This window comes from Nocardia sp. NPDC102475, assembly GCF_055584605.1.
Window position 1 is genome coordinate 163,424 of sequence record NZ_JBVJLS010000016.1, and the last position, 25,749, is coordinate 189,172.

27 protein-coding genes are annotated in these 25,749 nt (G+C 65.2%); 17 read left to right on the forward strand and 10 right to left on the reverse strand.

Features of this window, described 5'->3' with window-relative positions; genetic code table 11:
• A complete protein-coding gene (locus ACZ60G_RS27585; protein WP_327100470.1) occupies positions 1-210 on the reverse strand; it encodes a hypothetical protein in 210 nt (69 codons plus the stop codon).
• Complete coding sequence (locus ACZ60G_RS27590) at positions 207-1,355, reverse strand: amidohydrolase family protein (protein ID WP_465813586.1); 1,149 nt, start codon at positions 1,353-1,355, stop codon at positions 207-209. The genes ACZ60G_RS27585 and ACZ60G_RS27590 overlap by 4 nt, the downstream gene beginning before the upstream one ends.
• Positions 1,356-1,710: 355 nt before the next feature.
• Here ACZ60G_RS27590 and ACZ60G_RS27595 point away from each other — a divergent pair, with 355 nt between their 5' ends.
• The gene (locus tag ACZ60G_RS27595) at positions 1,711-2,574 is read left to right on the forward strand and encodes a mycofactocin-coupled SDR family oxidoreductase (RefSeq protein WP_357465920.1); all 864 of its coding nucleotides are present in this window, start codon (positions 1,711-1,713) and stop codon (positions 2,572-2,574) included.
• A 40-nt stretch (positions 2,575-2,614) separates the two neighbouring features.
• Here ACZ60G_RS27595 and ACZ60G_RS27600 read toward each other — a convergent pair whose 3' ends face one another.
• On the reverse strand, positions 2,615-3,775 hold the full coding sequence (locus ACZ60G_RS27600; protein WP_465813587.1) for an acyl-CoA dehydrogenase family protein: 1,161 nt from the start codon (positions 3,773-3,775) through the stop codon (positions 2,615-2,617).
• A gap of 141 nt (positions 3,776-3,916) precedes the next feature.
• Here ACZ60G_RS27600 and ACZ60G_RS27605 point away from each other — a divergent pair, with 141 nt between their 5' ends.
• From ACZ60G_RS27605 to ACZ60G_RS27650, 10 genes are all read left to right on the forward strand, one after another.
• Positions 3,917-5,908 carry an alpha-ketoacid dehydrogenase subunit alpha/beta gene (locus ACZ60G_RS27605; protein WP_465813588.1) on the forward strand — a complete coding sequence of 664 codons (1,992 nt, stop codon included), beginning with the start codon at positions 3,917-3,919 and terminating at the stop codon, positions 5,906-5,908.
• 78 nt (positions 5,909-5,986) lie between these two features.
• Entirely contained in the window at positions 5,987-6,646 is a 660-nt protein-coding gene (locus tag ACZ60G_RS27610; protein WP_465813589.1) for a TetR family transcriptional regulator, read from the forward strand.
• Positions 6,647-6,805: 159 nt separating this feature from the next.
• The gene (locus ACZ60G_RS27615) at positions 6,806-7,558 is read left to right on the forward strand and encodes an SDR family NAD(P)-dependent oxidoreductase (RefSeq protein ID WP_465813590.1); all 753 of its coding nucleotides are present in this window, start codon (positions 6,806-6,808) and stop codon (positions 7,556-7,558) included.
• Between the two features lie 101 nt (positions 7,559-7,659).
• Entirely contained in the window at positions 7,660-9,183 is a 1,524-nt protein-coding gene (locus tag ACZ60G_RS27620) for an acyl-CoA synthetase (RefSeq protein WP_465813591.1), read from the forward strand.
• A 125-nt stretch (positions 9,184-9,308) separates the two neighbouring features.
• Positions 9,309-9,509, forward strand: a complete 201-nt coding sequence (locus ACZ60G_RS27625) for a hypothetical protein (RefSeq protein ID WP_465813592.1) — start codon at positions 9,309-9,311, stop codon at positions 9,507-9,509.
• Positions 9,493-9,660 (forward strand): SDR family oxidoreductase, encoded by a 168-nt coding sequence (locus tag ACZ60G_RS27630; RefSeq protein WP_465813593.1) that lies wholly within the window; start codon positions 9,493-9,495, stop codon positions 9,658-9,660. The genes ACZ60G_RS27625 and ACZ60G_RS27630 overlap by 17 nt, the downstream gene beginning before the upstream one ends.
• A 130-nt stretch (positions 9,661-9,790) precedes the next feature.
• A complete protein-coding gene (locus ACZ60G_RS27635) occupies positions 9,791-11,038 on the forward strand; it encodes an NAD(P)/FAD-dependent oxidoreductase (protein ID WP_465813594.1) in 1,248 nt (415 codons plus the stop codon).
• On the forward strand, positions 11,035-11,229 hold the full coding sequence (locus tag ACZ60G_RS27640; protein WP_433526213.1) for a ferredoxin: 195 nt from the start codon (positions 11,035-11,037) through the stop codon (positions 11,227-11,229). The genes ACZ60G_RS27635 and ACZ60G_RS27640 overlap by 4 nt, the downstream gene beginning before the upstream one ends.
• A 25-nt stretch (positions 11,230-11,254) precedes the next feature.
• Entirely contained in the window at positions 11,255-12,472 is a 1,218-nt protein-coding gene (locus tag ACZ60G_RS27645; protein WP_465813595.1) for a cytochrome P450, read from the forward strand.
• Between the two features lie 108 nt (positions 12,473-12,580).
• On the forward strand, positions 12,581-13,855 hold the full coding sequence (locus ACZ60G_RS27650) for an amidohydrolase family protein (protein WP_465813596.1): 1,275 nt from the start codon (positions 12,581-12,583) through the stop codon (positions 13,853-13,855).
• 184 nt (positions 13,856-14,039) lie between these two features.
• On the opposite strand, the gene ACZ60G_RS27655 is transcribed toward ACZ60G_RS27650, so the two are convergent.
• Together ACZ60G_RS27655 and ACZ60G_RS27660 are read right to left on the reverse strand one after the other, a co-directional pair.
• Positions 14,040-14,777: an SDR family NAD(P)-dependent oxidoreductase gene (locus ACZ60G_RS27655; protein ID WP_465813597.1), complete on the reverse strand. Its 738-nt coding sequence runs from the start codon at positions 14,775-14,777 to the stop codon at positions 14,040-14,042.
• 38 nt (positions 14,778-14,815) lie between these two features.
• On the reverse strand, positions 14,816-15,211 hold the full coding sequence (locus ACZ60G_RS27660; protein WP_465813598.1) for a carboxymuconolactone decarboxylase family protein: 396 nt from the start codon (positions 15,209-15,211) through the stop codon (positions 14,816-14,818).
• Positions 15,212-15,439: 228 nt separating this feature from the next.
• Between ACZ60G_RS27660 and ACZ60G_RS27665 the strand changes: the two genes are divergently transcribed.
• Positions 15,440-17,071 (forward strand): flavin-containing monooxygenase, encoded by a 1,632-nt coding sequence (locus tag ACZ60G_RS27665; RefSeq protein WP_465813599.1) that lies wholly within the window; start codon positions 15,440-15,442, stop codon positions 17,069-17,071.
• Between the two features lie 246 nt (positions 17,072-17,317).
• Here the strand turns inward: ACZ60G_RS27665 and ACZ60G_RS27670 are convergent, their stop codons facing one another.
• Positions 17,318-17,716 carry a nuclear transport factor 2 family protein gene (locus ACZ60G_RS27670; protein WP_465813600.1) on the reverse strand — a complete coding sequence of 133 codons (399 nt, stop codon included), beginning with the start codon at positions 17,714-17,716 and terminating at the stop codon, positions 17,318-17,320.
• A 26-nt stretch (positions 17,717-17,742) separates the two neighbouring features.
• On the reverse strand, positions 17,743-18,141 hold the full coding sequence (locus ACZ60G_RS27675; RefSeq protein ID WP_465813601.1) for a nuclear transport factor 2 family protein: 399 nt from the start codon (positions 18,139-18,141) through the stop codon (positions 17,743-17,745).
• 199 nt (positions 18,142-18,340) lie between these two features.
• On the opposite strand from ACZ60G_RS27675, the gene ACZ60G_RS27680 reads away from it, so the two are divergent.
• Complete coding sequence (locus tag ACZ60G_RS27680; protein WP_465813602.1) at positions 18,341-19,378, forward strand: cyclase family protein; 1,038 nt, start codon at positions 18,341-18,343, stop codon at positions 19,376-19,378.
• A gap of 97 nt (positions 19,379-19,475) precedes the next feature.
• Complete coding sequence (locus ACZ60G_RS27685) at positions 19,476-20,168, forward strand: TetR/AcrR family transcriptional regulator (protein ID WP_465813603.1); 693 nt, start codon at positions 19,476-19,478, stop codon at positions 20,166-20,168.
• A gap of 66 nt (positions 20,169-20,234) precedes the next feature.
• Here ACZ60G_RS27685 and ACZ60G_RS27690 read toward each other — a convergent pair whose 3' ends face one another.
• Together ACZ60G_RS27690 and ACZ60G_RS27695 are read right to left on the reverse strand one after the other, a co-directional pair.
• Entirely contained in the window at positions 20,235-21,173 is a 939-nt protein-coding gene (locus ACZ60G_RS27690; protein WP_465813604.1) for an SDR family NAD(P)-dependent oxidoreductase, read from the reverse strand.
• Positions 21,174-21,257: 84 nt separating this feature from the next.
• Positions 21,258-22,055 (reverse strand): enoyl-CoA hydratase/isomerase family protein, encoded by a 798-nt coding sequence (locus ACZ60G_RS27695; protein WP_465813605.1) that lies wholly within the window; start codon positions 22,053-22,055, stop codon positions 21,258-21,260.
• An 88-nt stretch (positions 22,056-22,143) separates the two neighbouring features.
• Here ACZ60G_RS27695 and ACZ60G_RS27700 point away from each other — a divergent pair, with 88 nt between their 5' ends.
• The 3 genes from ACZ60G_RS27700 (at position 22,144) to ACZ60G_RS27710 (ending at position 24,844) form a co-directional block, all read left to right on the forward strand.
• Positions 22,144-22,896: an SDR family NAD(P)-dependent oxidoreductase gene (locus ACZ60G_RS27700; protein WP_465813606.1), complete on the forward strand. Its 753-nt coding sequence runs from the start codon at positions 22,144-22,146 to the stop codon at positions 22,894-22,896.
• Positions 22,893-23,804: an adenylate/guanylate cyclase domain-containing protein gene (locus ACZ60G_RS27705; protein WP_465813607.1), complete on the forward strand. Its 912-nt coding sequence runs from the start codon at positions 22,893-22,895 to the stop codon at positions 23,802-23,804. The genes ACZ60G_RS27700 and ACZ60G_RS27705 overlap by 4 nt, the downstream gene beginning before the upstream one ends.
• A 62-nt stretch (positions 23,805-23,866) precedes the next feature.
• Positions 23,867-24,844 (forward strand): NAD(P)H-dependent flavin oxidoreductase, encoded by a 978-nt coding sequence (locus ACZ60G_RS27710; RefSeq protein WP_465813608.1) that lies wholly within the window; start codon positions 23,867-23,869, stop codon positions 24,842-24,844.
• A gap of 252 nt (positions 24,845-25,096) precedes the next feature.
• Here the strand turns inward: ACZ60G_RS27710 and ACZ60G_RS27715 are convergent, their stop codons facing one another.
• On the reverse strand, positions 25,097-25,678 hold the full coding sequence (locus tag ACZ60G_RS27715; protein WP_465813609.1) for an IclR family transcriptional regulator: 582 nt from the start codon (positions 25,676-25,678) through the stop codon (positions 25,097-25,099).
• Positions 25,679-25,749 lie beyond the last annotated feature (71 nt).

Genomic DNA, 25,749 nt, shown 5'->3' on the forward strand with positions numbered 1-25,749 from the left:
TCAGGAGCCGAGCAGATCGGCGGCGGCCTCGCGCAGCGCGCGCAGCCGGGTTTCGAGCAGCTCACGCTCGGCGGCGTCGGCCGCACCGAGTTCGGGCAGCCGCGCCTCCACCTCGCCGATTTCCTCCTGCAGGCGGCCGTAGGCCTCCTCACGGGTGAGCAGATCCAGTTCCGTCCAGTCGGAGCGCTCCGACTCAGGCTTGCGACTCATGCGGGCAGGTTATAGAGCCGACGGGTGTTGAGCTCGACCATCGCGTGCACTTCGTCGTCCGGTACATCGGCGAGCACTTCGGCCGCGTAGGCGCGGCTCTTGGGCCAGTACGAGTCCGAGTGCGGGTAGTCGCATTCCCAGGTGATGCGCTCGACGCCGATGTGGTGGCGCACCTCGATGCCGAACCGGTCGTCGATGAAGCAGCCGTGGAAATGCTTCTTGAACAGGTCCGACGGCCGCACATCCTGATTGATGTTCTGGTAGAAGCGATGCCGCTCCCACGTTCCGTCCATCCGCTCCAACATGTACGGCATCCAGCCGATGCCGCCTTCGGACAGACCGACCTTCAGCTTGGGGTGCCGGTGGAACACCGGCGAGAACAACAGGTCCGCGGTGGCGAACATGGAGTTGCAGCCGAACAGCGAGATGGTCACCGCGAACGGGGCCTCCTCGGAGGTCTTCGGCGGTTTGCCCGAAGTACCGAAGTGCAGGCACAGCGGCATATCGGTCTCCTCGAGCGCGGAGAACATCGGATCCCAGTAATCGCTGTAGAACGACGGCAATCCCAATGGCGCCGGATTCTCCGGGAAAGAGATCGCCTTCGAGCCCTTGGCCGCGACCCGGTGGATCTCCGCGACGCACGCCTGCACATCCCACAGCGGCAGAATGCTCAGCGGGATGAGGCGGTCGGCTGGACCGGCCGTGCACCACTCGTCGAGCACGAAGTCGTTCCACGCCTGTACACACAGCAGCGCGAGTTCCTTGTCCTGGCCCTCCAGGAATACCGTGCCCGCGAAGCGCGGGAACGACGGGAAGCACAGCGCGCCCCAAACGCCGTCGAGGTCCATATCGCGCAGCCGGGCCTTCGGGTCGTAGCAGCCAGGGATCATCTCGTCGTAGCGGGTCGGCTCGGTGCCGAACTCTTCGGGATTCTTACCCGCAACGGCATTCAGGCCGATATACGGGTAGACGCGCCCCTCATAGGTCCATACCTCCGCGGGTGTGGCGTAGCCCTCCCGAGACTGCTCCACGATCCGAGGACCGGCCTCCCGGTACTTCGCGGGCAACCGGTCCACCCACAGCCGCGGGGGCTCGATGAGGTGGTCATCGGTCGACAGCAGCTTCATCCATGGCTGCAATGGCATCGTTGTGCTCCCTCGTCCAGATCGCGGTGCGCCGGAGCATGCCCCGCAACGGGGGGTTGCTCCGCCCTCGACACACGCAGTGCAGAGCCGAAAGCCAGCTGTGTGCTGGCCCACAAACTCTATATCACTCGGTTTATTGTGTACACCTGATTACATCTCACTCAGCGGAAACTGTGCCTTTGTCAACTAGTCAGGCAATATTCAGTCTACCCATTTACCGCTGAACTAACTATGCTCATGGCACCGGCTCGTCGGGATCGGGCCGCGCCGTGTCCACGCCCAGCGCCGGAGCGGATCCGCGCCGCATTCGAGAGTCCCGCCGCGCCGCGAGAGTCGATGGAAGGAAAACCCCACGATGGGTCGAGTACAGGACAAAGTCGTCTTCATTACCGGAGCCGCCCGCGGTCAGGGGCGCGCACACGCGCTGCGGCTGGCGGAGGAGGGCGCCGACATCATCGCCGTGGATCTGTGCGAGAACATCGCCACCAACGGCTACGCATTGGCGAGTCAGGATGATCTCGACGAAACCGCCCGCCTGGTGGACAAGCTCGGCCGGCGCATCGTCGCCCGCAAGGCCGATGTGCGCGATCCCGCCGCGCTGAAGGCGGCAGTGGCCGAGGGGGTGGCCGAGTTCGGTCGGCTCGACGGCGTGGTCGCACAAGCCGGTATCGCTCCGCTGGGGCCGCAGGACAGTGCGCTGGCCTTCATCGATGCCATCACCGTCGATTTCAACGGCGTCGTCCACGCTGTCGAGGCCGCCCTGCCGCATCTGAAGGCCGGCGCCTCGATCGTCGCGACCGGATCGATCGCGGCACTGATTCCCGCGAGCGTCGACAACCCGGCCAACGGTCCCGGCGGCCTCGGCTACTCCTTCGCCAAGCGCACCGTCGCCGCCTTCATCCACGATCTCGCGACTGTGCTGGCATCCCGGCAGATCAGGGCGAATGCGGTGCACCCGACGAACGTCAATACCGACATGCTCAACAACGAGCTGATGTACCGCTCGTTCCGGCCCGATCTGGAGAATCCGACGCGCGAGGACGCCCTGGTTTCCTTCCCCGCGACCACCGGCATGGGTAACCCCTACGTCGAGCCGGAGGACATCGCCGACGCCGTGCTCTTTCTGATTTCCGAGGAATCCCGCTGGGTCACCGGCATGCAGATGCGCGTCGACGCGGGTGGTTACGTCAAGAAGCGTCCCCAGCTGCCGACTTTCTGACCGGGTGGGTGGGCAGTGGTCGGCTGCCCACCCACCGCTTTCAGGCTCGGGCCGAGCGCGCCACATACCGCGCGATCACATTGCGCTGAATCTCGTTGGTGCCCTCGCCGATTTCGAGGATCTTGGCATCGGCATAGAAGCGCGAGATCTTCGACTCGCGCATATAGCCGTACCCGCCGTGGATCTGAACGCTGGCGCTGGCCGCGCGATTGGCCACCTCGGAGGCGTACAACTTGGCCATGGCCGCCGCCTGGCCGAACGGCCTGCCCTGGTCGGCGAGCCACGCGGCGCGATAGACGAGGGCGCGGGCCGCTTCGACCTCGGTGGCCATATCGGCGAGCTTGTGCTGTACCGCTTGGAACGACGAGAGCGTCTTGCCGAACTGCTCGCGCTGGGAGGCGTGGGTGGCCGCGAGATCGAGCGCCTCTTGGGCCAGTGACAGTGCCAATGCGGCGACGCTGATGCGGCCGCCGTCGAGCACATCGAGGAACTGTCGCAGCCCGTTGCCCTCGTCGCCGATCAGGTTCTCGCTCGGAATCCAGCAATCGTCGAAGATCAACTCCCGCGAATCCATCGCATGCCAGCCGAGCTTCTTCATCGGATGGCCGACGGTGTAACCCGGTATGCCGGTCGGCACGAAAAACGTTCCGTACCTTCTGGTTCCGTCGTCGTCGGTACCGGTCACCGCGAGAATCGCGACACCGAGGCTGATCTCGGTGCCCGCATTGGTGATGAACATTTTGGTGCCGTTGATGAGCCATCCGTCACCGTCACGCTTTGCGGTGGTCCGGATACCGGCCGCATCCGAGCCCGCGGTCGGTTCCGTCAGTCCGAAGGCGCCGATGTGGGTACCCCTCGCGAGCGGTGTCAGCCATTTGGCCTTCTGTTCCGCGGTGCCGAAGGCGGCCAGGGGGAGTGAGGCGATGGTGGAGTGGGCGTTCCAGCAGGCTGCCAGAGACTGATCCGCCGCGCCGATCATTTCCATGGCGGCCACGTAGGAGACGAACCCGGCATCGGTGCCGCCGTACTCCGGTGCGACGAGCAGCCCGGTCAGGTCCAACTCGCCCATTTTCAAGAAGACCTCGGACGGGAATCGTTCCTGCTCCGACCAGGACTCGGCGTGCGGCTCGATCTCCCGTTCGGCGAAGTCACGGCACAGCTTCTGTAGCTCGATCGCCTCGGCGGGCAGGTCTAGATCCATAGCGAGTCCGTCCTGTCATCTGGTCGCCAACAGCGACTCTTGTTTTTTCGAACACTCGGTATAATATTGACTATCGGTGCCGCACGTCAACAGTCGCACCGAGTGCGAGGCCGTCGAGCGATCGGTGAGAAATCCATGACAATGACTGAATCCAATTTGCGGACAACGGACTTGGGGAATGCGGTGACGCTGACCGAGATGTACCGGAGGATGCTGACGATTCGGCGGTTCGAAGAGCACGCCGCCCGGCTATATCGCGACAGCCGGATACCCGGATTCCTGCACCTTTCCATCGGTCAGGAGGCATCCGCGGTCGGCGCCTGCTGGCCATTGGACGACCGGGATGTGGTGACCTCGACCCATCGCGGCCACGGCCACTGCATCGCCAAGGGCCTCGATGTCGACGGCATGTTCGCCGAGCTGATGGGCAAGGAGACCGGAACCTGTAAGGGCCGCGGCGGCTCCATGCACATCGCGGACCCGCGCAAGGGGATCTTCGGAGCGAACGGCATTGTGGGTGCGGGCCTCCCGATCGCGGTCGGCGCCGGTACCGCCGCTCAGCTGCGCCGCGGTGGCGGCGTGGTCGTCGCCTTCTTCGGCGATGGCGCCATCGCGCAAGGCGTGTTCCATGAATCGGTCAACCTGGCCGCGGTGTGGGACCTGCCCGTCATCTTCTTCTGCGAGAACAACGGCTACTCCGAATTCTCCGCGGCGGCCGACCAGCACCGGGCGACCCTGCGCGAGCGCGCGGCGGGCTACGGCGTCGAATACCACGGGGTGGACGGCAACGATGTCGTGCAGGTCGCGGCGCTTCAGCGCGAGCTGGTTGCGCGGCTGCGCGCAGGCGCGGGCCCGATGATCGTCGAGGCCACCACCTACCGCTGGCACGGGCACTACGAGGGCGATCCCGAAAGCTACCGGGATGCCGAAGAACTCGCCGAATGGAAGAAGCGCGATCCGCTGGTCCTGCTCGGCGACACCATGCGCGGGCGCGGGCTGGCCGAGCAACTGGCTGTCGTCGAGCGCGAGGTTGCTGCCGTGATCGAGCACGCGATCGAGCAGGCCACCGCCGCACCCTATCCCGCGGCCGAGACGGTCGGCGATTTCGTCACCACGCCGCGTGCCGAAATACCGGAACCGCCCACCCCGACCGGCGGAACGCTGAAGATCATGCACGCGATCACCAATGCGCTGACCCGCGAGCTCGAAGACGATCCCACCGTCTTCCTGGCGGGTATCGATGTCGGAAAAGGTGGCAATGTCTACGGTTTGACTCGCGGTCTGGCCGACAAATTCCCGGGCCGCGTCCGCGACACCCCGATCTCCGAAAGCGCGATCATGGGGACCGCAGTGGGTGCGGCGATGGCGGGTTACCGCCCGGTCGTCGAACTGATGTACTTCGACTTCATCGGCGTCTGCCTGGATCAATTGATGAACCAGGCGGCCAAATTGCGCTTCATGACCGGCGGCGCGGTGACCATGCCCCTGGTCGTGCGCACCCAGTTCGGCGCGGGCAAATCCTCCGGCAGCCAGCATTCCCAGAGCCTGGAGGGTCTGCTGGCGCATATCCCCGGGTTGACGGTGGTGATGCCGTCGACTCCGGCCGACACCTATGGCTTGTTGCGGGCCGCGATCCAGGATCCCAATCCGGTGATCTTCATCGAGAATCGCCTGCTGTACGGCAAGAAGGGGCCCGAGCCGTCGGCGGATCATCTTGTGCCACTCGGCAAGGCGATCGTGCGACGGCCGGGCGTGGATGCGACCGTGGTGTCGTATTCGAAGATGATGTACGACTGCCTCGCCGTCGCCGATCGCCTGTCCGCCGAGGGCATCGAGGTCGAGGTCATCGACCTGCGGACCATCAGTCCACTGGACTTCGATACCGTCCTGACTTCGCTGAAAAAGACGAATCGTCTGGTGGTCGTCCATCAGGCCGTCGGCGAATTCGGTGTCGGCGCCGAACTGGCTGCCCGCGCGGTCCGCGAGGGATTCTGGTACCTGGACGCGCCGGTGATCCGGGTGACCGCCGGTGCGACACCCGCGCCGTACACTCCGGCGCTGGAGCAGATCTGGCTGCCCGACGAGTCGCGCATCGAGGCCGCGATTCGCGAATCGCTGGACGCCCACCCGTGACAGACACCGACACGGTAGTTTCTACCGACCGTTCACTCTGCGTATACTCGGTTCGCACGCGACCGCGGGAGGGATGAGATGGCTCGACCACCAGGACACGGACCCGCATACGAGGTCAAGCGACAGGAAATCATCGATACGGCCGCGGCGCTGTTCGCGAAAAAAGGCTATGCCGCGACCGGGATCATCGAGATCGGTGACACGGTCGGCTTGGCCAAGGGCGCGCTGTACTACTACATCGGCTCCAAGGAAAATCTGCTCGTCGAAATCCAGGGCCGGGTTCTCGACCCGTTGCTGGTCGTCGCCGCCCGTATCCAGGAGTTGGATGCGCGGCCACTGGTCAAACTTCGGTTGTTGTCCGAGGAATTGCTGAATGTCATCTTCGAGCGCCTGGACCACATCTGGGTGTACGAACACGACTATCGCCAACTGACCGGCGAGAATCTGTCCCGCATGCTCGAGAAGCGCAAAGAAGTCGAGCATGTCGTGCGGTCGCTGCTGGTCGATGCGATGGACGACGGATCGCTGCGCAAGGCCGATCCGACCCTGGCCATGCTGCAATTTCTCAATATGCACAACCGCACCTATCAGTGGCTGGATCCGGATAAGCGATGGGATGCGAAATTCCTGTCGAAGTCCTACTGCCACACGCTTTTCAATGGCTTCGCCGACGGCAAATGCGATCTAGAGGCGCTGGAGGCGCAGGTCGAGGCGCAGGCAGCGGCGAGTACCGCCTAGTACCTGACCGACCGGAACGCCGCGTTCGACAACCACGTGTTGTCCGACGCGGCGTTCGGCGTTTCCGGGGTCGGCACGCGAGACCTTGACAGATTTGCGGTTTTGGTTTTGTATACCGAGTGTTCTAATTAATTCACTGTCCCAACATGGGAGGCCGACATGGGTTCGAGGCTCGAAGGCAAGACCGCGGTGGTGACCGGCGCGGGCGGCGCGCTCGGCTCGGCGGTCGCGCTGCGCTGTGCCGAGGAGGGGGTTCGCGATCTCGTCCTCGCCGATCTCAATGTCGATGCCACGGCATCGCTGGCGGATACGTTGCGCGCCAAGGGGATTACTGTGACCACCGAACGGCTGGACGTCGCCGACGGTGACGAATTCGACGCGCTCATCCGGTCCGCCGTCGAGCGCGGCGGCACCGTCGATGTGCTGGTGAACACCGCGGGCATCGTGTCGCCGAACGCCCGAATCCACCATCTGTCCACCGAGGACTGGCAACGCACGATGTCGGTCAACTTGACCGGCACCTTCCACGGCATCCGCGCCGTCGCCCGCGCACTGCGCAAGAAGGCGAATGTCTCCATCGTCAATATCGCCTCCGTCAGCGGGCTGACCGCTTGGGCTTATGCCGCGCCCTACTGCGCGTCGAAGGCCGGAGTGATCCACCTGACCCGGGTCGCCGCACTCGAATACGCCAAGGAAGGGATTCGGGTCAATGCCGTATGTCCCGGCACCTTTCCGACGGCCGTGCACGACGGCCTGCCCGCCGAGGCGATGAATGCGATCGAGGCCAAGCATCCGCTTGGATTCGGCGCACCTGCCGACATCACCGGCGCGGTCGTCTATCTCGCCAGCGATGAATCCCGTTGGGTCACCGGGCATTCCCTGGTCGTCGACGGCGGCTACTCATTGCCGTGATGCGGCGGAACCGTCGTCGATGGTTGTCTGCCGCGCCACGGTTGATTAGTCTGACCGGTACAGAAAACTTTCAGCTCCCTCTTCACAGCGAAGGCCCGTGAATGTTCAACTTCGCCGCCGTGTTCGACCGGAACGCGCAACAATTCGCAGCCGAAATCGCATTGTCCGAAGGTGATCGGGCCCTGACCTACGCCGAGCTGCGCGCCCGCGTGCATGCGCTGGCCCTCGCGCTGCGCGAACTGGGCGTCGACGCGGGCGATATCGTCGCCGTGCTGTTGTACAACCGGGTCGAATTCGTGGAAACCATGCTCGCGGCCAATCACATCGGCGCCGCGATCATGCCGCTCAACTACCGGTTGTCTCCGGCGGAATGGCAGTACATTCTCGAGCATTCGAACGCCGGGGCCATCGTGACGGAGTCGGAGTTCACGGCGGGGATCGATACATTGGCGCCATCGCTGCCGCTGTTGCGACACCGCGTGACGCTGGATGCCGCACCGGGTCCGTCGTGGCTGGAATACGACGCGCTGGTCGGACCGAATATCGGCCGGACGACCGAAGTCGTCGATGTGGAACCAGATGCGCTGCAACGACTTATGTACACCTCGGGCACGACCTCGCGCCCGAAGGGCGTGATGATCTCGCATCAGAATCTGACCTGGAAGAACCTCGCGCACATCCTCGAGTTCTCGCTGACCGCCGCGGACAACACCCTGGTGTGCGGCCCCCTCTACCACGTGGGCGGTATGGATCTGCCGGGTCTGGCCACCTTCCACGCCGGTGGCCGGCTGAGCCTGATCCGCCGGTTCGACGCCGCCGCGGTGATGGACGCGATCGAACAGCTGCGCCCGACCAATGTGTGGTTGGCGCCGTCGATGATGAACGGCCTGCTGCAACTGCCCGATATCGCCGATCGCGACACCTCATCGATCCGCTTTATCACCGGCGGTGGTGAGAAGATGCCCATTCCGCTGCTCGACCGGATCGCCGATGCGTTCCCGGGTGTCTGGTTCGCCGACGCCTACGGCCTCACCGAAACCGTTTCCGGCGACACCGTCAACGATGCCGAGCACATGCGGACGAAGGTCGGCTCGGTCGGGCGGCCGGTGGCCGATGTCGAGGTCGCCGTTGTCGACGAGCGCGATACCCGTGTTCCGGCCGGACAACTCGGTGAGATCGTCATCCGCGGGCCCAAGGTCACCTCCGGCTACTGGCGGGACGAGGCGGCGACCCGGTCGGCCCTGCGCAACGGATGGTTCCACACCGGCGATATCGGCCGTCTCGACGAAGACGGCTACCTCTACATCGAGGACCGGAAGAAGGACATGATCGTCTCGGGCGGGGAGAATATCGCCACCCCGGAGGTCGAGCGGGTGCTGTACGAGAACCCGGACGTCGTCGAGGCGGCGGTCGTCGGCATGCCCCATCCGCGCTGGGGCGAGGTGCCGAAGGCATTCGTCGTGCTGCGCGCGGGCAGCCACTTCGACGCCGAGGCGCTGAAGGATTTCTGTCGCACCCGCTTGGCCAAATACAAAGTGCCCGCGGAGATCGAATGCATCGACACCTTGCCGAGAACCCCTTCCGGCAAGGTGCTCAAGCGCGTATTGCGCGACGGTCCAGCCTGATTCGCTGACACGGCCGATACCTACTCTCCCTCGCCCCGGCGCGTCGTCCTCGGCATCGTCGAGTTGACGAACTTCGGTAATCGAGGGCCGCCGGCCGGGTCCGCGGCCGGCAACAGGAGGATGGCGTGACGACGGTAGGTATCGCGACCGGCGCGGGCCGGGGCATGGGCAATTCGTGTGCGCAGCGCATGGTCGATTCGGTGGACGTGCTGATGCTCGTCGACCCGGACGAGGCGACGGTGACCGCGGCGGCCGCCCGGCGGCATCGCAACGCCCCAGGGCAAACAGCAAGCCGAAGCGCATCCGATCATGGGCAAGCTGGTTGATGGCCCGCCGTTGCGGCGGATGGGCAAATCGGGTGAGGTTGCCGCCGTGGTCGCCTTCGAGCTGTCGGATCAGGCGAGTTTCCTCAATGGCATCGACCTGCTCGTCGATGGCGGCGCGTATGCCGCCGTGCAGGTCGCGTCCGGGAAATAGGTTCACTCTTTGTGCAGGGTCCGGCGGTCCATCTTGATTGTACCGACCGATAGGTCTAACATTCGATTGTCGCCGGGCACCAGGCAGTCGAACGGGAGTCGCAGATGAGGTTTGTTCGCGAGGCAATCGCATGACCGCGCCGGAACGGGTGCTGGTGGTCGGTGCGTCGGCGGCCGGACTGTCGACGGTGGAATCGCTGCGGCGCAAGGGCTTTCAAGGCCCGATAACGGTGCTCGGCGATGAGCCGCATGCGCCTTACGATCGGCCGCCGCTGTCCAAGCAGGTGCTGGCGGGCGCGTGGGAACCGGATCGGGCCGCGCTGCGCAAGCAGGAGATGCTGGCGGCATTGGATGCCGAATTCGTACTCGGGGCCGCCGCGACAGGGTTGGATCCGGCGACCCGAACCGTGCGCACTGCAGCCGGACACGAATTGCGGGCGGATGCGGTCGTACTCGCCACGGGGGTGCGGGCGCGGACATTGCCCGGACAGGATGACCTGATCGGTGTGCACGTATTGCGCACCCTCGACGACGCGCTGGCGCTACGGGCAGACCTACTGATCAGCTCGCGGTTGGTCGTCGTCGGCGAGGGCGTCCTCGGTGCCGAAATCGCCGCCACCGCACGCACACTCGGGCTGGACGTGACGATGACGGGTCCGCAGCAGGCACCCATGGCTCTGCAGGTCGGCCCGATGGTGTCGAAACTATTGGCGGACTTGCACACCGAGCGCGGTGTGCGGCTGCGACTCGGCACCGGTGTCGTCGGCTTGGACGGTGTGGACGGCCGGGTTACCGGCGTGCGGCTCGGCACCGGCGAGGTACTGCCCGCCGATGTGGTGGTCGTCGCGATCGGCGCGGCCCCGGCGACCGACTGGCTGAAAGACAGTGGACTGCAGCTCGATAACGGTGTGGTCTGCGATTCCCGCTGCCGCGCCGCCGAGGGAATCTACGCCGTCGGCGACCTGGCCCGGTGGCATCACGAGCAGTTGGGCGGGCTGATCCGCCTGGAGAACCGGACCAATGCCACCGAGCAGGCCGCGGCCGTCGCCGGTGTGATCATGGGGGAGGACCACCCCTATGTGCCGGTGCCCTACTTCTGGACCGATCAATTCGACGTGAAGATCCAGGTGCACGGCAGGCTCCCCATCGGCGCCGAGGTCGACATCGTCGACGGTGACCCGGCGACCGGACGGTTCGTCGCGCGGTACCGCGACGCGGGTGTCGTCACCGGAGTCCTCGGCTGGAATATGCCCAAGCAGACTCGCCTGCGCCGACAGGAGATCGTCGATGCGCTCCCGAGTCTCGCGGCAACCAGCCCTCGGCCCTCATCGCCTTCAGCCCCAGCCCAATTCACCGATAGACCAGGAGAGACCCGATGAAGGTTGTCATCGACGAAGACAAGTGCGTCGCGGCCGGAAATTGCGTCGCCGCCGCTGTCGAGGTGTTCGACCAGCGTGACGAGGACGGCATCGCGGTGCTGCTGAACGAACACCCATCGGCCGAACAGGCCGAGGACGTCCGTCAGGCGGCGGCCGTCTGTCCCGCGATGGCGATCTCCATCGAGGAATGAAATGTCGACCCAAGGAGAGCCGATCATGACCGAGACCGTGGATGTCCCCGAATACCCGACACCGCGAGATGCCAAGTGCCCGTTCCTGCCCGCACCGGAACTGCGTGAGCTGCACGCCGCCGGTGTCCCGCTGTCGCGAGTGCGCACCTGGGATGGTCTGACCCCGTGGCTCATCTCATCGCACGCCGCCCAGCGACAGGTAATGGCCGATCCGCGGGTCAGCGCAAACGATCATCTGCCCGGGTTTCCGTATATGACCCGGGCCATCGCCGAGACGATCCACGAACGGCCGAAGACCCTCTTCGACACCGACGGCCCCGAGCACGCGCGATTGCGCCGGATGCTGACGAATTCGTTCACGCGCGGGCGGATGGAGAAGGTTCGCCCGGCGATCCAGCGGGTCACCGATGACCTCATCGATAAGATGCTGGCGGGCCCGAACCCGGCCGACCTGGTGGAGGCGCTCTCACTGCCACTGCCGTCGCTGATGATCTGCGAACTCCTCGGCGTGCCATACGAAGATCACGACTTCTTCGAGGGGCACGCCAAGATCACCAATGGTCGGGAGGTGACCCCGGAGGAGAGCAACGCCTCGAATGCGGAGCTCGGCGCCTACCTGGGCAAGCTGATCGTGGCCAAGATGGAAAAGCCTGAAGAGGACGTGGTCTCCGACCTCGCGGCGCGGGTCAAGGCGGGCGAGCTGGATATGCCCGGCGCCACCATCATGAGCATGATCATGCTCATCGCCGGTCACGAGACCAGCGCGAATATGATCACGCTCGCGACCGCGCTGCTGCTGCAGAATCCGGACCAGCTGGCGCTGCTGCGCGAAACCGAGGACAAGAAGGTCATCGCGGGCGCGGTCGAGGAACTGCTGCGCTATCTGACCATCCCGCATCTGCTTCAGCGACGCATCGCCACCGAAGATATCGAGGTCGAAGGACACACGATCCGTGCGGGGGAGGGCATCATCAGTTCGTTGCCCTCGGCCAACTTCGACCCGGTGGCCTTCCCCGAGCCCGAGAAGCTGGATCTGCTGCGCGAGGCGCGCCACCATCATGCCTTTGGCTGGGGCCCGCACCAGTGCATCGGCCAGCAGCTCGCGCGCATCGAACTCGAGGTCGTATTCGGCACCCTCTACCGTCGCATCCCGACGCTGCGGCTGGGCGTCGACTTCGATCATTTGCGGTTCAAGGGTGATTCGCTCGCCTACGGCATCTACGAACTGCCGGTTGCCTGGTAGCGATTAGTATCCTCATTTCCAAGACTAGACCGACCGGTACAAGTAACCTTGGGTGCGGATCCCTGAACCGATTGCCACCAGCGCATCGAGGGACGAGAGAGGTACCGCATGTTCAAGGAGTTCGTCGCCTCCGGTGACTCGCACATCATCGAACCGGTCGACCTGTTCAAAACCCGGCTGCCCGTACATCTTCGGGAACGGGCGCTCTGGGAAGAGGAATTCACGCTCGACGAGCCGATCGTGCCGGGTGGACACACCGAGTTCAAAAAACTGCACACGATCGGCTTCGACGGCTGGACCATTTCGAAGTACCGGCAGACCGCCGGACCGACTCCGGACGGCGAGCCGGAGCACATCCTGCGCGATATGAATATCGATGGCGTCGACGCCGCCGTCATGTTCCCGAATCTGTCGCTGTTCGTGCTGTTCACCGACGACCACGAGTTATCGATGGCGCACGCGCGCGTCTACAACGATTACATCGTCGAGCGCTATCTCCGGTACAAGGACCGGATGCGCCCGACCGCCGCCATTCCCGTCACCGATGTTCCGGACGCGGTCGCCGAGATCGAGCGCTGCGCCCGCGCCGGACTCGGAGCCATCCTGCTCCCGGAGTTGCCGCCGGTGCCGTACTGGTCACGGCATTACGACCCGATCTGGGCGGCCGCGCAGGCCAACGGAATGCCGGTGTTCTTCCACGTCGCCACCGGCGGAGTTTCGGTCAGGGAAGAAACCTCGGAGACGGCGGTCACCGTCAAGGGGCTGATGATGGCCGTCAATATGGGCAAGGGCCAGCTCACCGACGATATGGTGGCGGGCCGGACCATGGGCGGCGGCAACACCGCCTCCGCGATCCCGCAGGGCATCATCGCCGACCTGGTCGGCGGCGGCGTCTGTGAACGCTTCCCGAATCTGCACTTCAACCTGGTCGAGTACAGCGCGGGCTGGCTGGTTTCCTACCTGGGCATGATGGACCGGTCGTGGCGGACCGGCACCGGCCAGGACCCGGACTGGTGGCTCGGCTTCTGGGACGACACTCGCTCGCCGAAGGATCAGCCGACCATGGGACGGCTGTTCAACATCAATGCGAAGTGGCCGTGGCCGCTGAAGCCGAGTGAGTATGTGCAGCGCCAGATCCACGTCCAGTTCGCCGATGACCCGACCGCCGTCAAGGCCCGGCACATCACCGGATTGACGACCATCATGTGGGGCAACGATTACCCGCATGCGGAGGGAACTTTCCGCGGCAGCGCCGAATGCATCGCCGAGAATTTCGAAGGGGTTCCCGACGAGGACCGCGCGGCCATCCTGGGCGGCACCCTCGCCGACATCGTCGGCTTCGACAAGTCCCAGAAGCTCGCCGAGATCCCCGAGGGCGTCTGACCCGCGCTCGCATGCCCGGAGCCGAGCCGCTCCGGGCACAAACGTTCCGGCGGCCGGATTCGCCTCCAGATCCACATCATCGGGGACCATCACCGGCGCCGTTGCCGGGAAGCGGGAGTGCCGAGCACTCCCACCTGGAGGCGAATCCATCCGGCCGCGAATTCGGCTTCGGCGGATCGAGTTGTCAGAACAGGTAGCGTCCGCCGTTCACGCTGAGCGTCTGACCTGTGACGTAACCGGCTTCGTCGGAGGCGAGATAGGCGACCGCGTGGCCGATCTCCTCCGGCTGCCCGGCCCGCTTCATCGGCATATGTGCCGCCGCCGCTTCCACGTCGATGGTCTGGCGGGTCAACGGGGTGTCGATGAATCCGGGCGGAACATGGTTGACGGTGATTCCCTGTTCGATGAACTCGACCGCCAGCGCCTTCGTCAGGCCGATCACGCCGCCCTTGGAGGCCGCGTAGTGGGCCATGCCCGGTGCTCCGGTCTGCGCGGAGGACGAGGAGATATTGATGATCCGGCCCCAACCGGCCGCGAGCATATCGGGGACCAGCGCCTTGGTAACCAGGAAGGGACCCTTGAGATTGATCCCGATCATGCGATCCCAGGAATCCTCGGACAGGCTCGTGAAGGGCTCGTAGGTGGTGATTCCGGCATTGTTGACCAGCACGGTGACGGGTCCGAGCTCGGCGTGGGTGCGGGCCGCCGACGTTGCGATGGCATCGGCATCGGCCGCATCGCCGACGACCGCGATGGCGGTGCCGCCCGCTTCGCGGATCGAGGCGACGGTCTTCTCGGCGTTCTCCGGGTTGAGATCCCAGATCGCGACCGCGGCGCCCTTGGCCGCGAGTACGGTCGCGATGGACTGGCCGATCCCGCTACCGCCGCCGGTGACGACGGCGATCTTGCCTGCGAGTGACATATTCGTTCCTTTGCGTCGAAATCGGTTGCCGGGCCGGGTTATTCGCCCGGTGCCGATTCACCCAGCGCGGCGCGGGCGGCGGTGCGTGCCGCGGTCGCGCGCGGGAATCCGGCATAGCCGCTGGCGTGGTAGATGACCTCGGCGATCTCTTCCTTGGTCAGTCCGTTGGTCAAGCCGATGCGGACGTGGTGGCCGAACTCGGTCTCGGACCCGAGCGCGATCAGGATGCCGAGCGTGACCAGGCTGCGATCGCGTGGGGTGAGTCCCTCCCTGCCCCACAGCTGGGCCCACACGCTGACCAGGCCGATCTCGACGAGGTCCTCGCCGAGCTGACCGTCGCGCAGGTCGATATCGCCCTCGGGAAAGACGCCTGGCAGGGCCGCGCGCATCACCGCGAGACCCTCGGTGCGCAAGTCGGTGTCCTTGGTTGTCATCAGCGACTCCCATCGCATTCCGTTGTGCTGCTTGTTGTCGGCAATGTTAGAACAATCGGTCGGTACAATCAATGAGTGCACAGCGTCTCCGCGTGCGAAATGTTCGGACGGGGGCGCTGTTGATTCCGATCGGATTCGGCTCTAGTCTCGTGACCAACGTCATAGACCGACCGGTCGAAACATCTTTGGCGTCGTGCAGCAGGCGACCCATTCGAGATTGGAGAACGTATGAGTGGATCGGCGAACGCCGCTGGTACAACGGCTGACGCGGTCGACGTCCTGGTGGTCGGCGCGGGCGTGACGGGCATCTATCAGCTGTACCGGGCCCGCGAGGAGGGCTTCTCGGTGCAGCTGCTCGAGGCCGGCGACGGCGTCGGCGGGACGTGGTACTGGAACCGCTATCCCGAGGCGCGTTTCGACTCCGAGAGCTATACCTACGGCTACCTGTTCTCCAAGGAGCTGTGGGAGGAGTGGGAGTGGTCGGAGCGGTTCACCAGCCAGCCGGAGAACGAACGCTACTTCAACTTCGTGGTGGACCGATTCGATCTGCGCCGCCACATCCGATTCGGCGTCCGGGTGACGGCCGCGGAATTCGACGAGTCGGCCGGTATCTGGACGGTGCGCACGGATGACGGCGCCGAGCATCGCGCACGCTTCCTCGTCGCCGCCACCGGCGTGCTCTCGGTGCCGTTCATTCCGGAGGTGTCCGGGCGCGAGGTGTTCGGTGGCGAACAGCACCACACCGGCCGCTGGCCGAAGACGCCGGTCGACTTCACCGGTAAGCGCGTCGCCATCATCGGCACCGGATCCAGTGGTGTGCAGATCGTTCCGGCCATCGCCGACCAGGTCGCCTCGTTGACGGTGTACCAGCGGACTCCCGACTGGTGTACACCGCTGAACAACGCGCCGCTCACCGCGGACGAGCGGGCCGAGATCAAGGCCGACTTCGAACGGATCCGCGAGACCCTGAACACCTCGCCGAGCGGATTCCTGCATGCGCTGCCCAGCCGCTTTTCGACCGACGATACGGCCGAACAGCGGCAGGCTTTCTTCGAAAAGATGTGGAACAGCCCGGGTTTCACGAAGTTGACCGAAAACTACATCGACTTCACGACCAATCCCGAAGTGAACAAGGAGTTCTGCGAATTCATCGCGGACAAGATCCGCGGCATCGTCACCGATCCTCGGACGGCCGAAAAGCTCATCCCGAAGGACCACATCTACGCCGGTCGGCGTCCACCCTTCGTGACCGGTTACTTCGAGGCCTACAACAAGCCGAACGTTTCGCTTGTCGCGCTCAAAGAGACCCCGATCGTTCGTATCACCGAGACCGGCATCGAGACGGCCGAAGGCCTGCGCGAGTTCGACATCATCATCTGGGCGACCGGCTACGACTTCGGCACCGGTGCGCTCAATCGGCTCGGCGTCCGCGGCCGCAACGGTCTGGCGCTCGAGGAGTATTGGGCGGAGGGCCCCAATACCTACCTGGGCGTCGTTACCGCCGGTTTCCCGAACTTCTTCTTCCCCGGCGGACCGCACGGTGCGCTCGGGAACAACCCACGCTACGCGGGCGACCAGGTCGACTGCGTCATCGGAGTGTTGCGGCACGCGCGTGCGCGCGGCTTCGACATCATCGAGGTCGATCCCGCGGCCGAGGCCGAGTGGACCGAGACGGTCAACGACAGTGGGTCGCTGTTCCTCGAGAGCAGCTACTTCTTCGGATCCAATATCCCCGGAAAAGCGGTCAAGCAGCTGCTGAATCCGACCGGGCGGCCCAATCTGCAACGCCTGATCGGCGAACTCGCCGCCAGTGACTACGCATCCTTCATCGGATCGCAAGCGGAAGAAGCCGCCGCATAAGCGATCGACCGCGCCGGTGCGATCGGAGGATCGCGCCGGCGTGCATCCAACGATCGATCCATTGCTTCGCCAGCGTCAACCAGATGGCAGGATATTGCCAAAGATGCTGTGCCACACCAGGTTAGGAGGTGGCTGCGGCGAGCATCGAGTGAGTCGGTCGGGTAGTTCCGGGTGGGTGAGGTCAGCTGCGGTTCTTCGTGCCCGAACGCAGCCAGGCCGTCGGAACACGAAGAACCGCAACGTTTCTCACATGACGAAGCTGGTCTTGCGGGACTTGAACCGCCAGCCGTCGTCGGTGCGGTGCAGGACGTCCTCGTACTGCCCGACGACCCCGACGGCCCAGCCCGACTCGCCACGCTGGACGAGGACGAAATCACTGACGGAGCTCGCCTCGTCGGCGGTCGCGGAGGTGATGACCGTGTTCGCCACCAGGTGCCGCTGCGGCTGAGTCGGCGCCATGTTGGCATAGAGCTGGCGGATGGCTTCATGGCCTTCGACGGCGGCTATGCCGAGGATTTCGGCCGAGCCGTCGGACAGGAACAGGGCGACGATATCGTCGGTCCGTCCCGAATCGAGGGCATGCGCATACTCGGCGATGGTGCCGAGCACACCCTGTGTGACGGCGGCTTCGGTGGAAGTGCTCACGTGGTTCTCCAATTGGGGTTCGGTAGTCAGGCTTCGTAGGTGGTCTTGCGGCGCTGCAGCTTCCAGGTCCCGTCCTGGCGGGTGAAGGTGTCCTCGTAGCGGCCGACCACCCCGACCGCCCAGCCCGCCTCGCCGCGCTGGAAGAAGACCACGTCGCTGAGGGCGGTCGCGGAGTCCTCGGTCCAGGAGGTGATGACCGTGTTGCCGCCCAGGTGCCGCTGTGGCTGGGTGGGGGCCCAGCCCTTGAACGCCTCCCGCAGGGCCTCCTGGCCGCTGATGGGGTCGGCGCCCGGAATCTCGAGTACGCCGTCCGCGGTGTACAGCGCTACGACGGCTTCGCTGTCACCGGCGTCCTGGGCTTGGATGTGCCTGCCGATCAGGTTACGTACTGCCGCCGCGACCGCGGCTTCCGTCGAATCGCTCATTGTGTTCTCCAAAAGGGTGGTCTGCCTGCGCGGATCCACGAAGGCAATGATGTCTCGACCGGTCAGTCTAATAAACTCGTCAAGGTTGAGGTGGAGGTTTCGCCGCATCGACCACCGAAACCAATCTTTCGTTGACCGATCGGTACAACATACATAGAGTGTGACTTCAGTCATCGACGACCGGACACAAGGAGGAACCGTGACCAAGCGGTGGAAGCAGCGCCCGCCGGGCTCGAACTGGGGCGATTTCGGCGAGGACGACGAACTGGGGCGGGTCAACCTGCTCACCCCGGAGAAGGTTCTGCAGGGGGTGCGCGAGGTCGAACACGGCATCACCTTCAGCCTGAGCCTGCCGCTGGACTATCCGGGCGGTAGCGCGCTGAACCAGCGCCGGTACCCGCCGATCCTTCGGCCGACCGAGGACCTGGCGCACAACCAGGACACCTTCTACAACGTCGTCGCGCGCGACAAGATCGCCCCCAGCTTCATCGATCTGTGGAGCGACGATGTCGTGACGCTCTGGCTGCAATATTCGACGCAGTGGGACTCGCTGGCGCATCAGGGCGCATTGTTCGACGCGGACGGCGACGGTGTCGCGGAACCGGTGTACTACAACGGATTTCGCCCCGGGACCGATATCGTCGGACCCCAGGAGGACGCCAAGGGTGACGGCAGCGGAAGCGTCTCCTTCGCCAAGCACCTCGGTTGCGAGCACATGGCCTCGCACGGTATGCAAGGCCGCGGCGTTCTGATCGACGTATCGCACCTCGGAAGCGACTGGCAGCCGGTCGATTTGAAGATGCTCAAAGACATCATGGCCAAGGACAATGTCGTCGTGGAACCGGGCGACATGCTCCTGCTGCACACCGGCTTCGCCACTCAGGTTCTCGCCTGGGAGAAGAACCCGGGACCCGAGATCCAGGCCATGTACCCCTACCTCGACGCGACGGATGAGTCGCTGCTGGAGTGGATCGCCGAATCGCAGATCTCGGCACTCGTCTCGGACAATTACGCGGTCGAAGGCTGGGCGCCCGACAGCGAGACGCCGCACACGCTGCTGCCGATCCACAACCTGTGCCTGTTCAAGCTCGGCATCCCGCTGGGTGAGCTCTGGTACACCGAGGAACTGGCGACCTGGCTGCGCGCACACGAGCGCAGCCGCTTCCTGCTGACGGCGCCGCCGCTGCGCCTGCCCGGGACGATGGGCAGCCCGCTGACCCCGGTCGCGACCGTCTGACGCGGGTCGGCCGGATTCCAGATTCGGTTCGGTGCAGGTGAGGCGCTATGCCTGACCTGCACCGAACTGTTTTCGCTCGAAGGAAGGGAGCGTCGCGATGCCTGCAATGCGCACGGAACGCGCGAAAACCGCCCGCTACTACCGCAAGCGGGAGCAAGTGGTGGATGTCGCCGTCGAGCTCTTCTCGAAGAACGGCTATGCGAGCACCGGGGTCGCCGATATCGGCACCGCCGCCGGACTGGCCCGCGGTGCGCTGTACTACTACATCGGCTCCAAAGAAGAGCTGCTGGCCGAGATCCACGACCGCGTAATGGATCCACTGCTCACCGAGGCCTCGGCGATCGTCCGGCTGGATATCGGCTTCCAGACCCGGCTGCGATTGCTCTCGGAATCGCTACTGCGCCAGATCGTGCACCGGCAAGATCATGTGTGGGTCTTTCTGCACGAGCACCATCAACTGCAGGGGGAATACCGCATCCGATTCCGGGCCAAGCGTCAGCGTTTCGAGTCGCAGATCCACGACGTGCTCGCCGACGGGCATCGGCAGGGCAAGCTGCGGGTGCGGGATCTGGAGCTCACCACCCTCGCGTACCTGAACCTGCACAACTACACATATCAGTGGGTGGGCCGGTGCGCGGATCTGCAGGTGGACGAGCTCGCGCGCTTCTATTGCGAGATCTTCTTGAACGGAATTCTGATCGAGCGGATCGACGAGGCGGCGGCCGAAGCCGAACTGGCCCACGGCCGTTCCGTGCTCGGTGTGCTGCTCGCGAAGGGACTCGAACATTAGGAAGCCCGTCGCTCGCCGCACCTGTCCAACCGGGTGCGGCAAGCGACGGGCTGCTGCCTATCGCCGCTATGCCGTTGCGTCTGCGCTCATCTGAGCGAACTGATGCTTCAGGAATGTGGCGGACCAATTCATCAGATCCGTCGGCACGTAATAGCCGGTCTCGTCATTGATCGCCGCCCAGTGTGCGGCGACATCTTCGATCGTGGCCGGGCCCTGTGCCAGATAGCCTTCCGTCGAGGCCAGGAACAGCCGCGCGAAGCGGCCCGCTCCCGCGGTGTAGATCTCGCCGTTGACCGGGCAGCTTTCGTGGGCCAGGAAGGCGGCCATCGGCGCCACCGACTCCGATGGCATGGCCGCGGCAGCGGCCGCGGCATTCTCGTCGCTGTCGGGATCGCCACCGGCCATGCGGGTATAGGCCGCGGGCGCAAGCAGATTCACCTTGATCCCGTGCGGTTCACCGGCCAGCTTCGCGCTGCGCGCCAGGCCGATGAGACCCGCCTTCGCCGTCGCGTACGGCAGGTTGACGTCCATGCCGAAGACTCCGCTCGAGGTGGTCAGCACGACCCGGCCGTAGCTCTGGTTCAGGAAATGCGGCCAGGCGGCCTTCATGGTGTTGAACGAGCCGAGCAGATGTACGGCGAGGTGCCGCTCGACATTGTCCAGTTCGACATCGGGCAGGCCCGCATACCTGACGATGCCCGCGTTGTTGATCAGGATGTCGATGCGGCCGAACCGGTTCACCGCGGCGTCGATGATCGCCTGGGCTCCGGCCGGTGTCGAGACGTCGTTGCCGTCGGCGATGGCCGAACCACCGGCCGCGGTGATGCCGTCGACGACCGCCTGGGCGGGCGTTGTGTCGGCGCCGTCGCCTTCGATCGATCCGCCGAGGTCATTGACGACGACGCTCGCCCCGCGTTCGGCCAGGAGCCGGGCGTGGGCCCGCCCGATGCCGCGACCCGCGCCGGTAACCACCGCGACGCGGCCCTCGAAACTCAACTCACTCATTCGCGACTCCTGTCGTACTTCATTGTCGATCTGTGGCCCCGGTCACCGTATTTTAGACCAATCGGTCAGTACATACAATAAAAGTTACCGGCCGTGGAAGGTTGCTTTTCGCGGGCCGTCCTGGACGAAGCTGCGCAGACCGTGCTGTCCGTCCTCGCTTGCGAAGCATCGGGTAATCAGATCGGCTTCCAGTGCCAGCCCGTCCTCGATCGGCATGCCGAACCCGTCATCGATCGCCTGCTTCGCGTATCTGAGCGCGAGCGGGCCGCGGGCATAGGAGAGGCCTCGCTCGACGGCGGCATCGAACACGTCGGCGTCGTCGAGCAGTTGATCGATGAGGCCGATGCGCAAGGCTTCCTCCGCGCGCACGGGGCGTCCGGTGAGGATCAGATCCTTCGCTGCGGCGAGTCCGATGATCCGCGAAAGACGTTGCGTCCCACCGGAGCCGGGGATGATCCCGAGCGTGATCTCGGGCAGGCCGAGGACGGCGCCGCGACCGCCGATGCGGAAGTCGGCGGCCAGCGCCAGCTCGCAGCCACCGCCCAGTGCGTAGCCGTTGATCGCCGCGATCGTGATCTGCGGAGCCGTCGCCAGGGCGTGAAATGCCTGTTGCAGCACTCTGTTTCGCTGTCCGAACGCCTCGGGGGACAGGCCGAGCATCTCCTTCACGTCGGCGCCGGCCGCGAAGTGTTCGCCGCCGGTGATCACGACCGCCCGATAGGTGTTGCTGCTATGCAGTTCCGCCGCAACGGTTTCGAGCAGATCCCACATCTCCTGGTCGAGCGCGTTCATCGGATGGCGCTCGATGCGCAGGATGGCCAGTCGCTCGTCGGCAGGATGTGGCTCGAGCCCGACCTTGGCGGGCGCTGGATTGCTGCTCACTATTCGATGCCTCCGTCTATGTGCTACGTTCGCGGTACAGTGTACCGACCGGTCGAAGAATTTATCGGTGGATGGACGGTGAGATGCAATGGGTACGGGGCATGCCGACGTATCGGGGCGACGCGTAGTCATTACCGGCGCCGGACGCGGCTTGGGGCGGGTGCTCGCGACCGCCTTCGGCGCGGCGGGGGCGCAGCTGGGATTGGTCGCGCGGTCGGAGCGCGCGCTGCGCGAGGTGGCCGACTCCCTGCACGGCGATCCGCTGGTGTGCGCGGGTGATGTGCGCGACGACGAGTTCAACGAAACCGTCGCCGAACGCATGGTCGAGCGCTTCGGTGGCGTGGACGTGTGGATCTGCAATGCCGGTGTGTCACCGGAGGTTTCGACGGTGACGCAGACCAAGCCCGCCGTATGGCGCGACATAATCGACGTCAATCTGACCGGGACTTTCCTGGGTGCGCGTGCTGCGGCGGCGGTGATGGGGGAGGGCGGTCGGATCATCGTCACGGGTTCGGTCATCGGTCAGCGGCCGCGTGCCGGACTTTCCGCGTACGCGGCCTCCAAGAGCGGTGCCCACGCCCTGGTTCAGGCCCTGGCGCAGGAACTCGGACCACGTGCGATCACCGTCAACGCGGTCGCGCTCGGCTGGTTCGACACCGGGATGGGAGCGCACTGGCACCGAGATGCCGAGCGGGAGAACGATATCGTCGGCCATACCGCCCTCGGGCGCTGGGGAACTCCTGCCGATCTGCCCGGCATCTATCTGTTCCTGGCCGCCGAATCCTCGGCCTATGTCACGGGCACGACGATCACGGTCGACGGCGGATATTCACTGCTGTGACCGCTGCCCCGCGTTACACCGCCGCACAGGCCGCGGCCGCTGCCGGGGTACCGCTCGCGCGGGCCCGCCGGTACTGGTGCGCGCTCGGTTATCCGGCCGCGGATGCGGCCGATCTCGAATTCACCGAATCCGATATCGAGATGCTGCGCATGATGACCGGGTTCGTCGCCGAAGGTGCGGTGGCCGAACCGGATTCGCTGCGGTTGGCCCGGGTGTTGAGTCGCTCCATCGCGCATCTGGCGCAGTTGCAGGTGGAGATCGTCACCAGCCGGTCGGGAGCGAACGGTATCGGGCGCGCCGAGGCGGTCCGAGTCCTGACGGACCGGACCTCGGAGGTGCAGTGGTTGCTCGGGCAGATCTGGCGTCGCCAGTTGAGCGTCGCGGTGGCCATGCCCGAGGCCGACGAGTCCACGTCCGCCGCGTCGGGCGTGGGCTTCGCCGACATCGTCGACTTCACGGAACTGAGCCGGGATCGCTCCGATATCGAGCTGACGCGCCTCATCGCGCGATTCGAATATCGCGTCACCGAGATCGTCGTCGACTGTGGTGGTGACGTCGTCAAAATGCTCGGCGACGAGGTGCTGTTCACTGCCGACAACGCCGCGGCCCTCGCGCATATCGCCACCGGGCTGATCGCGGCCTTCCGAGACGATGCCGATATCCGCGGCCTGCGGGTGGGTTTGGCGCTGGGGCCGGTGGCCCGCCACCTGGGTGATGTCTTCGGCACCACGGTGAATCTGGCGAGTCGGCTCACTGTACGCACCGAACCGAATACCGCGCTGGTCGCACCCGCGGTGGCCGAGGCGCTTGCCGGACACCCCGACTTCGACCTCACAGCGCTGGAACCTGCGGATATTCGAGGATTCGGCCCGACATCGCCGGTCCTATTGCGCAATAAAGTATCCTGATTTCCGTCGCGGCCGTCACTATCAGCGCATTCCCGACCTCCGGCCGTGTTCGAGGAGATTCCATGAGCGTGCCGCCCATCCTGCGCGACCGACTGCGCCTGCCCGTTGTCGCGTCCCCGATGTTCATCGTGTCGAATCCGGAGTTGGTCATCGCGCAGTCGACGTCGGGCATCGTCGGGTCGTTCCCCTCACTCAATGCACGCCCGGAATCCGAACTGCGGCACTGGCTCACCCGGATCACCGAGGCGCTGGCCGAATTCGATGCCCGAAATCCGCTGTCGCCGAGCGCGCCGTACGCCGTGAACCTGATCGTGCACAAGACGAACGATCGGCTCGATCACGATCTCGCGGTGGTCGAGGAATTCCGCGTCCCCATCGTGATCACTTCACTGGGTGCGCGGCCGGAGGTCAACGACCGCGTCCATGCCTACGGCGGCATTGTGCTGCACGACGTGATCAACAATGTCTTCGCCCGCAAGGCCGTCGACAAGGGCGCCGACGGGCTCATCGCCGTGGCGGCGGGCGCGGGCGGTCACGCGGGAACCCAGTCGCCGTTCGCCTTGGTCCAGGAGATCCGGAGCTGGTTCGACGGACCGCTGGTGCTGTCCGGATCGATCGCGCACGGTAACTCGGTGTTGGCCACCCAGGCGGCGGGTGCCGACTATGCCTATATCGGGTCGATGTTCATCGCCACCGAGGAGGCGAACGCGGAACCCGACTACAAGCAGATGATCGTCGATTCGACCGCCTCTGACATCGTCTACAGCAACCTCTTCACCGGCGTGCACGGCAATTACCTGCGCGGCAGCATTATCGCCGCCGGACTCGACCCCGATGCGCTACCCGGATCCGACTCCGCGGCAATGAATTTCGCCGGCGGCAGCGCCAAGGATGCGAAGGCCTGGCGCGATGTTTGGGGTGCCGGTCATGGCATCGGCAACGTCGACGCGGTGCGTCCGGCCGCCGCCGTCATCGACCGCCTCATCGAGGAATACGAGACGGCTCGGGCGCGTCTGTCGGCCGTGCCCGTCCATACGTGACGGTGGTGCCCAGGGACCCCGCGCCGGTGCCGCGGCGGTCGACCGATGGTTGGGGAGTCGCTGCGTAACTGTCATATCGCTGGGTATGGCGGGTTATGACGGCTACTTGCGAAGAAGGTGAGTCCCTGATGTTGATGGATATGTTCTGGATGACCGTGAACTTCTTGCGTTCCATGCTGGGAATGTGATCACCGACCACATCCACGGCCGGTTCCTGCCGCATGCGGCGAGGACCGGCCGCCTCATATCCGGTCAGAGTGTCAGCACTCCGTGTGATCTGAGGAGTTTGGTGAGATTGGTGCTGACCAAGCCCGCCGCCCGCTTTACCGCTTCGGACACGGCCGGGATTCGCTGGACTTCGACCACCGTCGCCGCCAGCGCCGCGACGATCTCACCCGCGGGTCCATGCACCGGCGCAGCCACACAGGCGAGTCGGAATCGGCTCATATCGGTGTCGTAGGCAAGGTCCCCACCGCTCATGGTGACTCGGCGACTCCATTCGCGCGCCGAAAAACCTTCCGGTGGTGCGGGATTCGGATGACCGAAGGCCAAGACCTGCTCGGCGGCCGTGCCCGGCGGCAACAGCACTCCCGGACGCAGCGGAAAGATCTCGTCGATCTCGCGTCCGATGCCGCCGATGAGCATGGTGTGTCCCCGGTCGGTCACCGCAAGGCTGAAGCCGCCGCGATCGGATGCCGCGGTGAGTTGCCGCAGCGGCTGTGCCGAGGCTGCCCGGAGCAGCCGCGCCGGTTGCCAGGTCTGGCCGAGCCGGAACACCCGGGGGCCGATCTGATAGCGACCCTCGCGCCGCTGCACCGCGCCCTCGGCGACCAACTGGTTGAGCAGCCGGTACGCCGTTGCCTTCGGTATCCCGCTGCCACCGTCAACCGGGTCAAACCCATTTC

Excerpts from the sequence above, each read along its gene's own strand:
- ACZ60G_RS27650 (WP_465813596.1), top strand. The coding sequence starts at position 12,581 with ATGTTCAAGGAGTTCGTCGCCTCCGGTGACTCGCACATCATCGAACCG.
- ACZ60G_RS27685 (WP_465813603.1), top strand. The coding sequence starts at position 19,476 with ATGCCTGCAATGCGCACGGAACGCGCGAAAACCGCCCGCTACTACCGC.
- ACZ60G_RS27640 (WP_433526213.1), top strand. The coding sequence starts at position 11,035 with ATGAAGGTTGTCATCGACGAAGACAAGTGCGTCGCGGCCGGAAATTGC.
- ACZ60G_RS27605 (WP_465813588.1), top strand. The coding sequence starts at position 3,917 with ATGACTGAATCCAATTTGCGGACAACGGACTTGGGGAATGCGGTGACG.
- ACZ60G_RS27610 (WP_465813589.1), top strand. The coding sequence starts at position 5,987 with ATGGCTCGACCACCAGGACACGGACCCGCATACGAGGTCAAGCGACAG.
- ACZ60G_RS27635 (WP_465813594.1), top strand. The coding sequence starts at position 9,791 with ATGACCGCGCCGGAACGGGTGCTGGTGGTCGGTGCGTCGGCGGCCGGA.
- ACZ60G_RS27600 (WP_465813587.1), bottom strand. The coding sequence starts at position 3,775 with ATGGATCTAGACCTGCCCGCCGAGGCGATCGAGCTACAGAAGCTGTGC.
- ACZ60G_RS27690 (WP_465813604.1), bottom strand. The coding sequence starts at position 21,173 with ATGAGTGAGTTGAGTTTCGAGGGCCGCGTCGCGGTGGTTACCGGCGCG.
- ACZ60G_RS27620 (WP_465813591.1), top strand. The coding sequence starts at position 7,660 with ATGTTCAACTTCGCCGCCGTGTTCGACCGGAACGCGCAACAATTCGCA.
- ACZ60G_RS27655 (WP_465813597.1), bottom strand. The coding sequence starts at position 14,777 with ATGTCACTCGCAGGCAAGATCGCCGTCGTCACCGGCGGCGGTAGCGGG.
- ACZ60G_RS27645 (WP_465813595.1), top strand. The coding sequence starts at position 11,255 with ATGACCGAGACCGTGGATGTCCCCGAATACCCGACACCGCGAGATGCC.
- ACZ60G_RS27630 (WP_465813593.1), top strand. The coding sequence starts at position 9,493 with ATGGGCAAGCTGGTTGATGGCCCGCCGTTGCGGCGGATGGGCAAATCG.
- ACZ60G_RS27590 (WP_465813586.1), bottom strand. The coding sequence starts at position 1,355 with ATGCCATTGCAGCCATGGATGAAGCTGCTGTCGACCGATGACCACCTC.
- ACZ60G_RS27585 (WP_327100470.1), bottom strand. The coding sequence starts at position 210 with ATGAGTCGCAAGCCTGAGTCGGAGCGCTCCGACTGGACGGAACTGGAT.
- ACZ60G_RS27700 (WP_465813606.1), top strand. The coding sequence starts at position 22,144 with ATGGGTACGGGGCATGCCGACGTATCGGGGCGACGCGTAGTCATTACC.
- ACZ60G_RS27615 (WP_465813590.1), top strand. The coding sequence starts at position 6,806 with ATGGGTTCGAGGCTCGAAGGCAAGACCGCGGTGGTGACCGGCGCGGGC.
- ACZ60G_RS27660 (WP_465813598.1), bottom strand. The coding sequence starts at position 15,211 with ATGACAACCAAGGACACCGACTTGCGCACCGAGGGTCTCGCGGTGATG.
- ACZ60G_RS27595 (WP_357465920.1), top strand. The coding sequence starts at position 1,711 with ATGGGTCGAGTACAGGACAAAGTCGTCTTCATTACCGGAGCCGCCCGC.
- ACZ60G_RS27710 (WP_465813608.1), top strand. The coding sequence starts at position 23,867 with ATGAGCGTGCCGCCCATCCTGCGCGACCGACTGCGCCTGCCCGTTGTC.
- ACZ60G_RS27665 (WP_465813599.1), top strand. The coding sequence starts at position 15,440 with ATGAGTGGATCGGCGAACGCCGCTGGTACAACGGCTGACGCGGTCGAC.
- ACZ60G_RS27675 (WP_465813601.1), bottom strand. The coding sequence starts at position 18,141 with ATGAGCGATTCGACGGAAGCCGCGGTCGCGGCGGCAGTACGTAACCTG.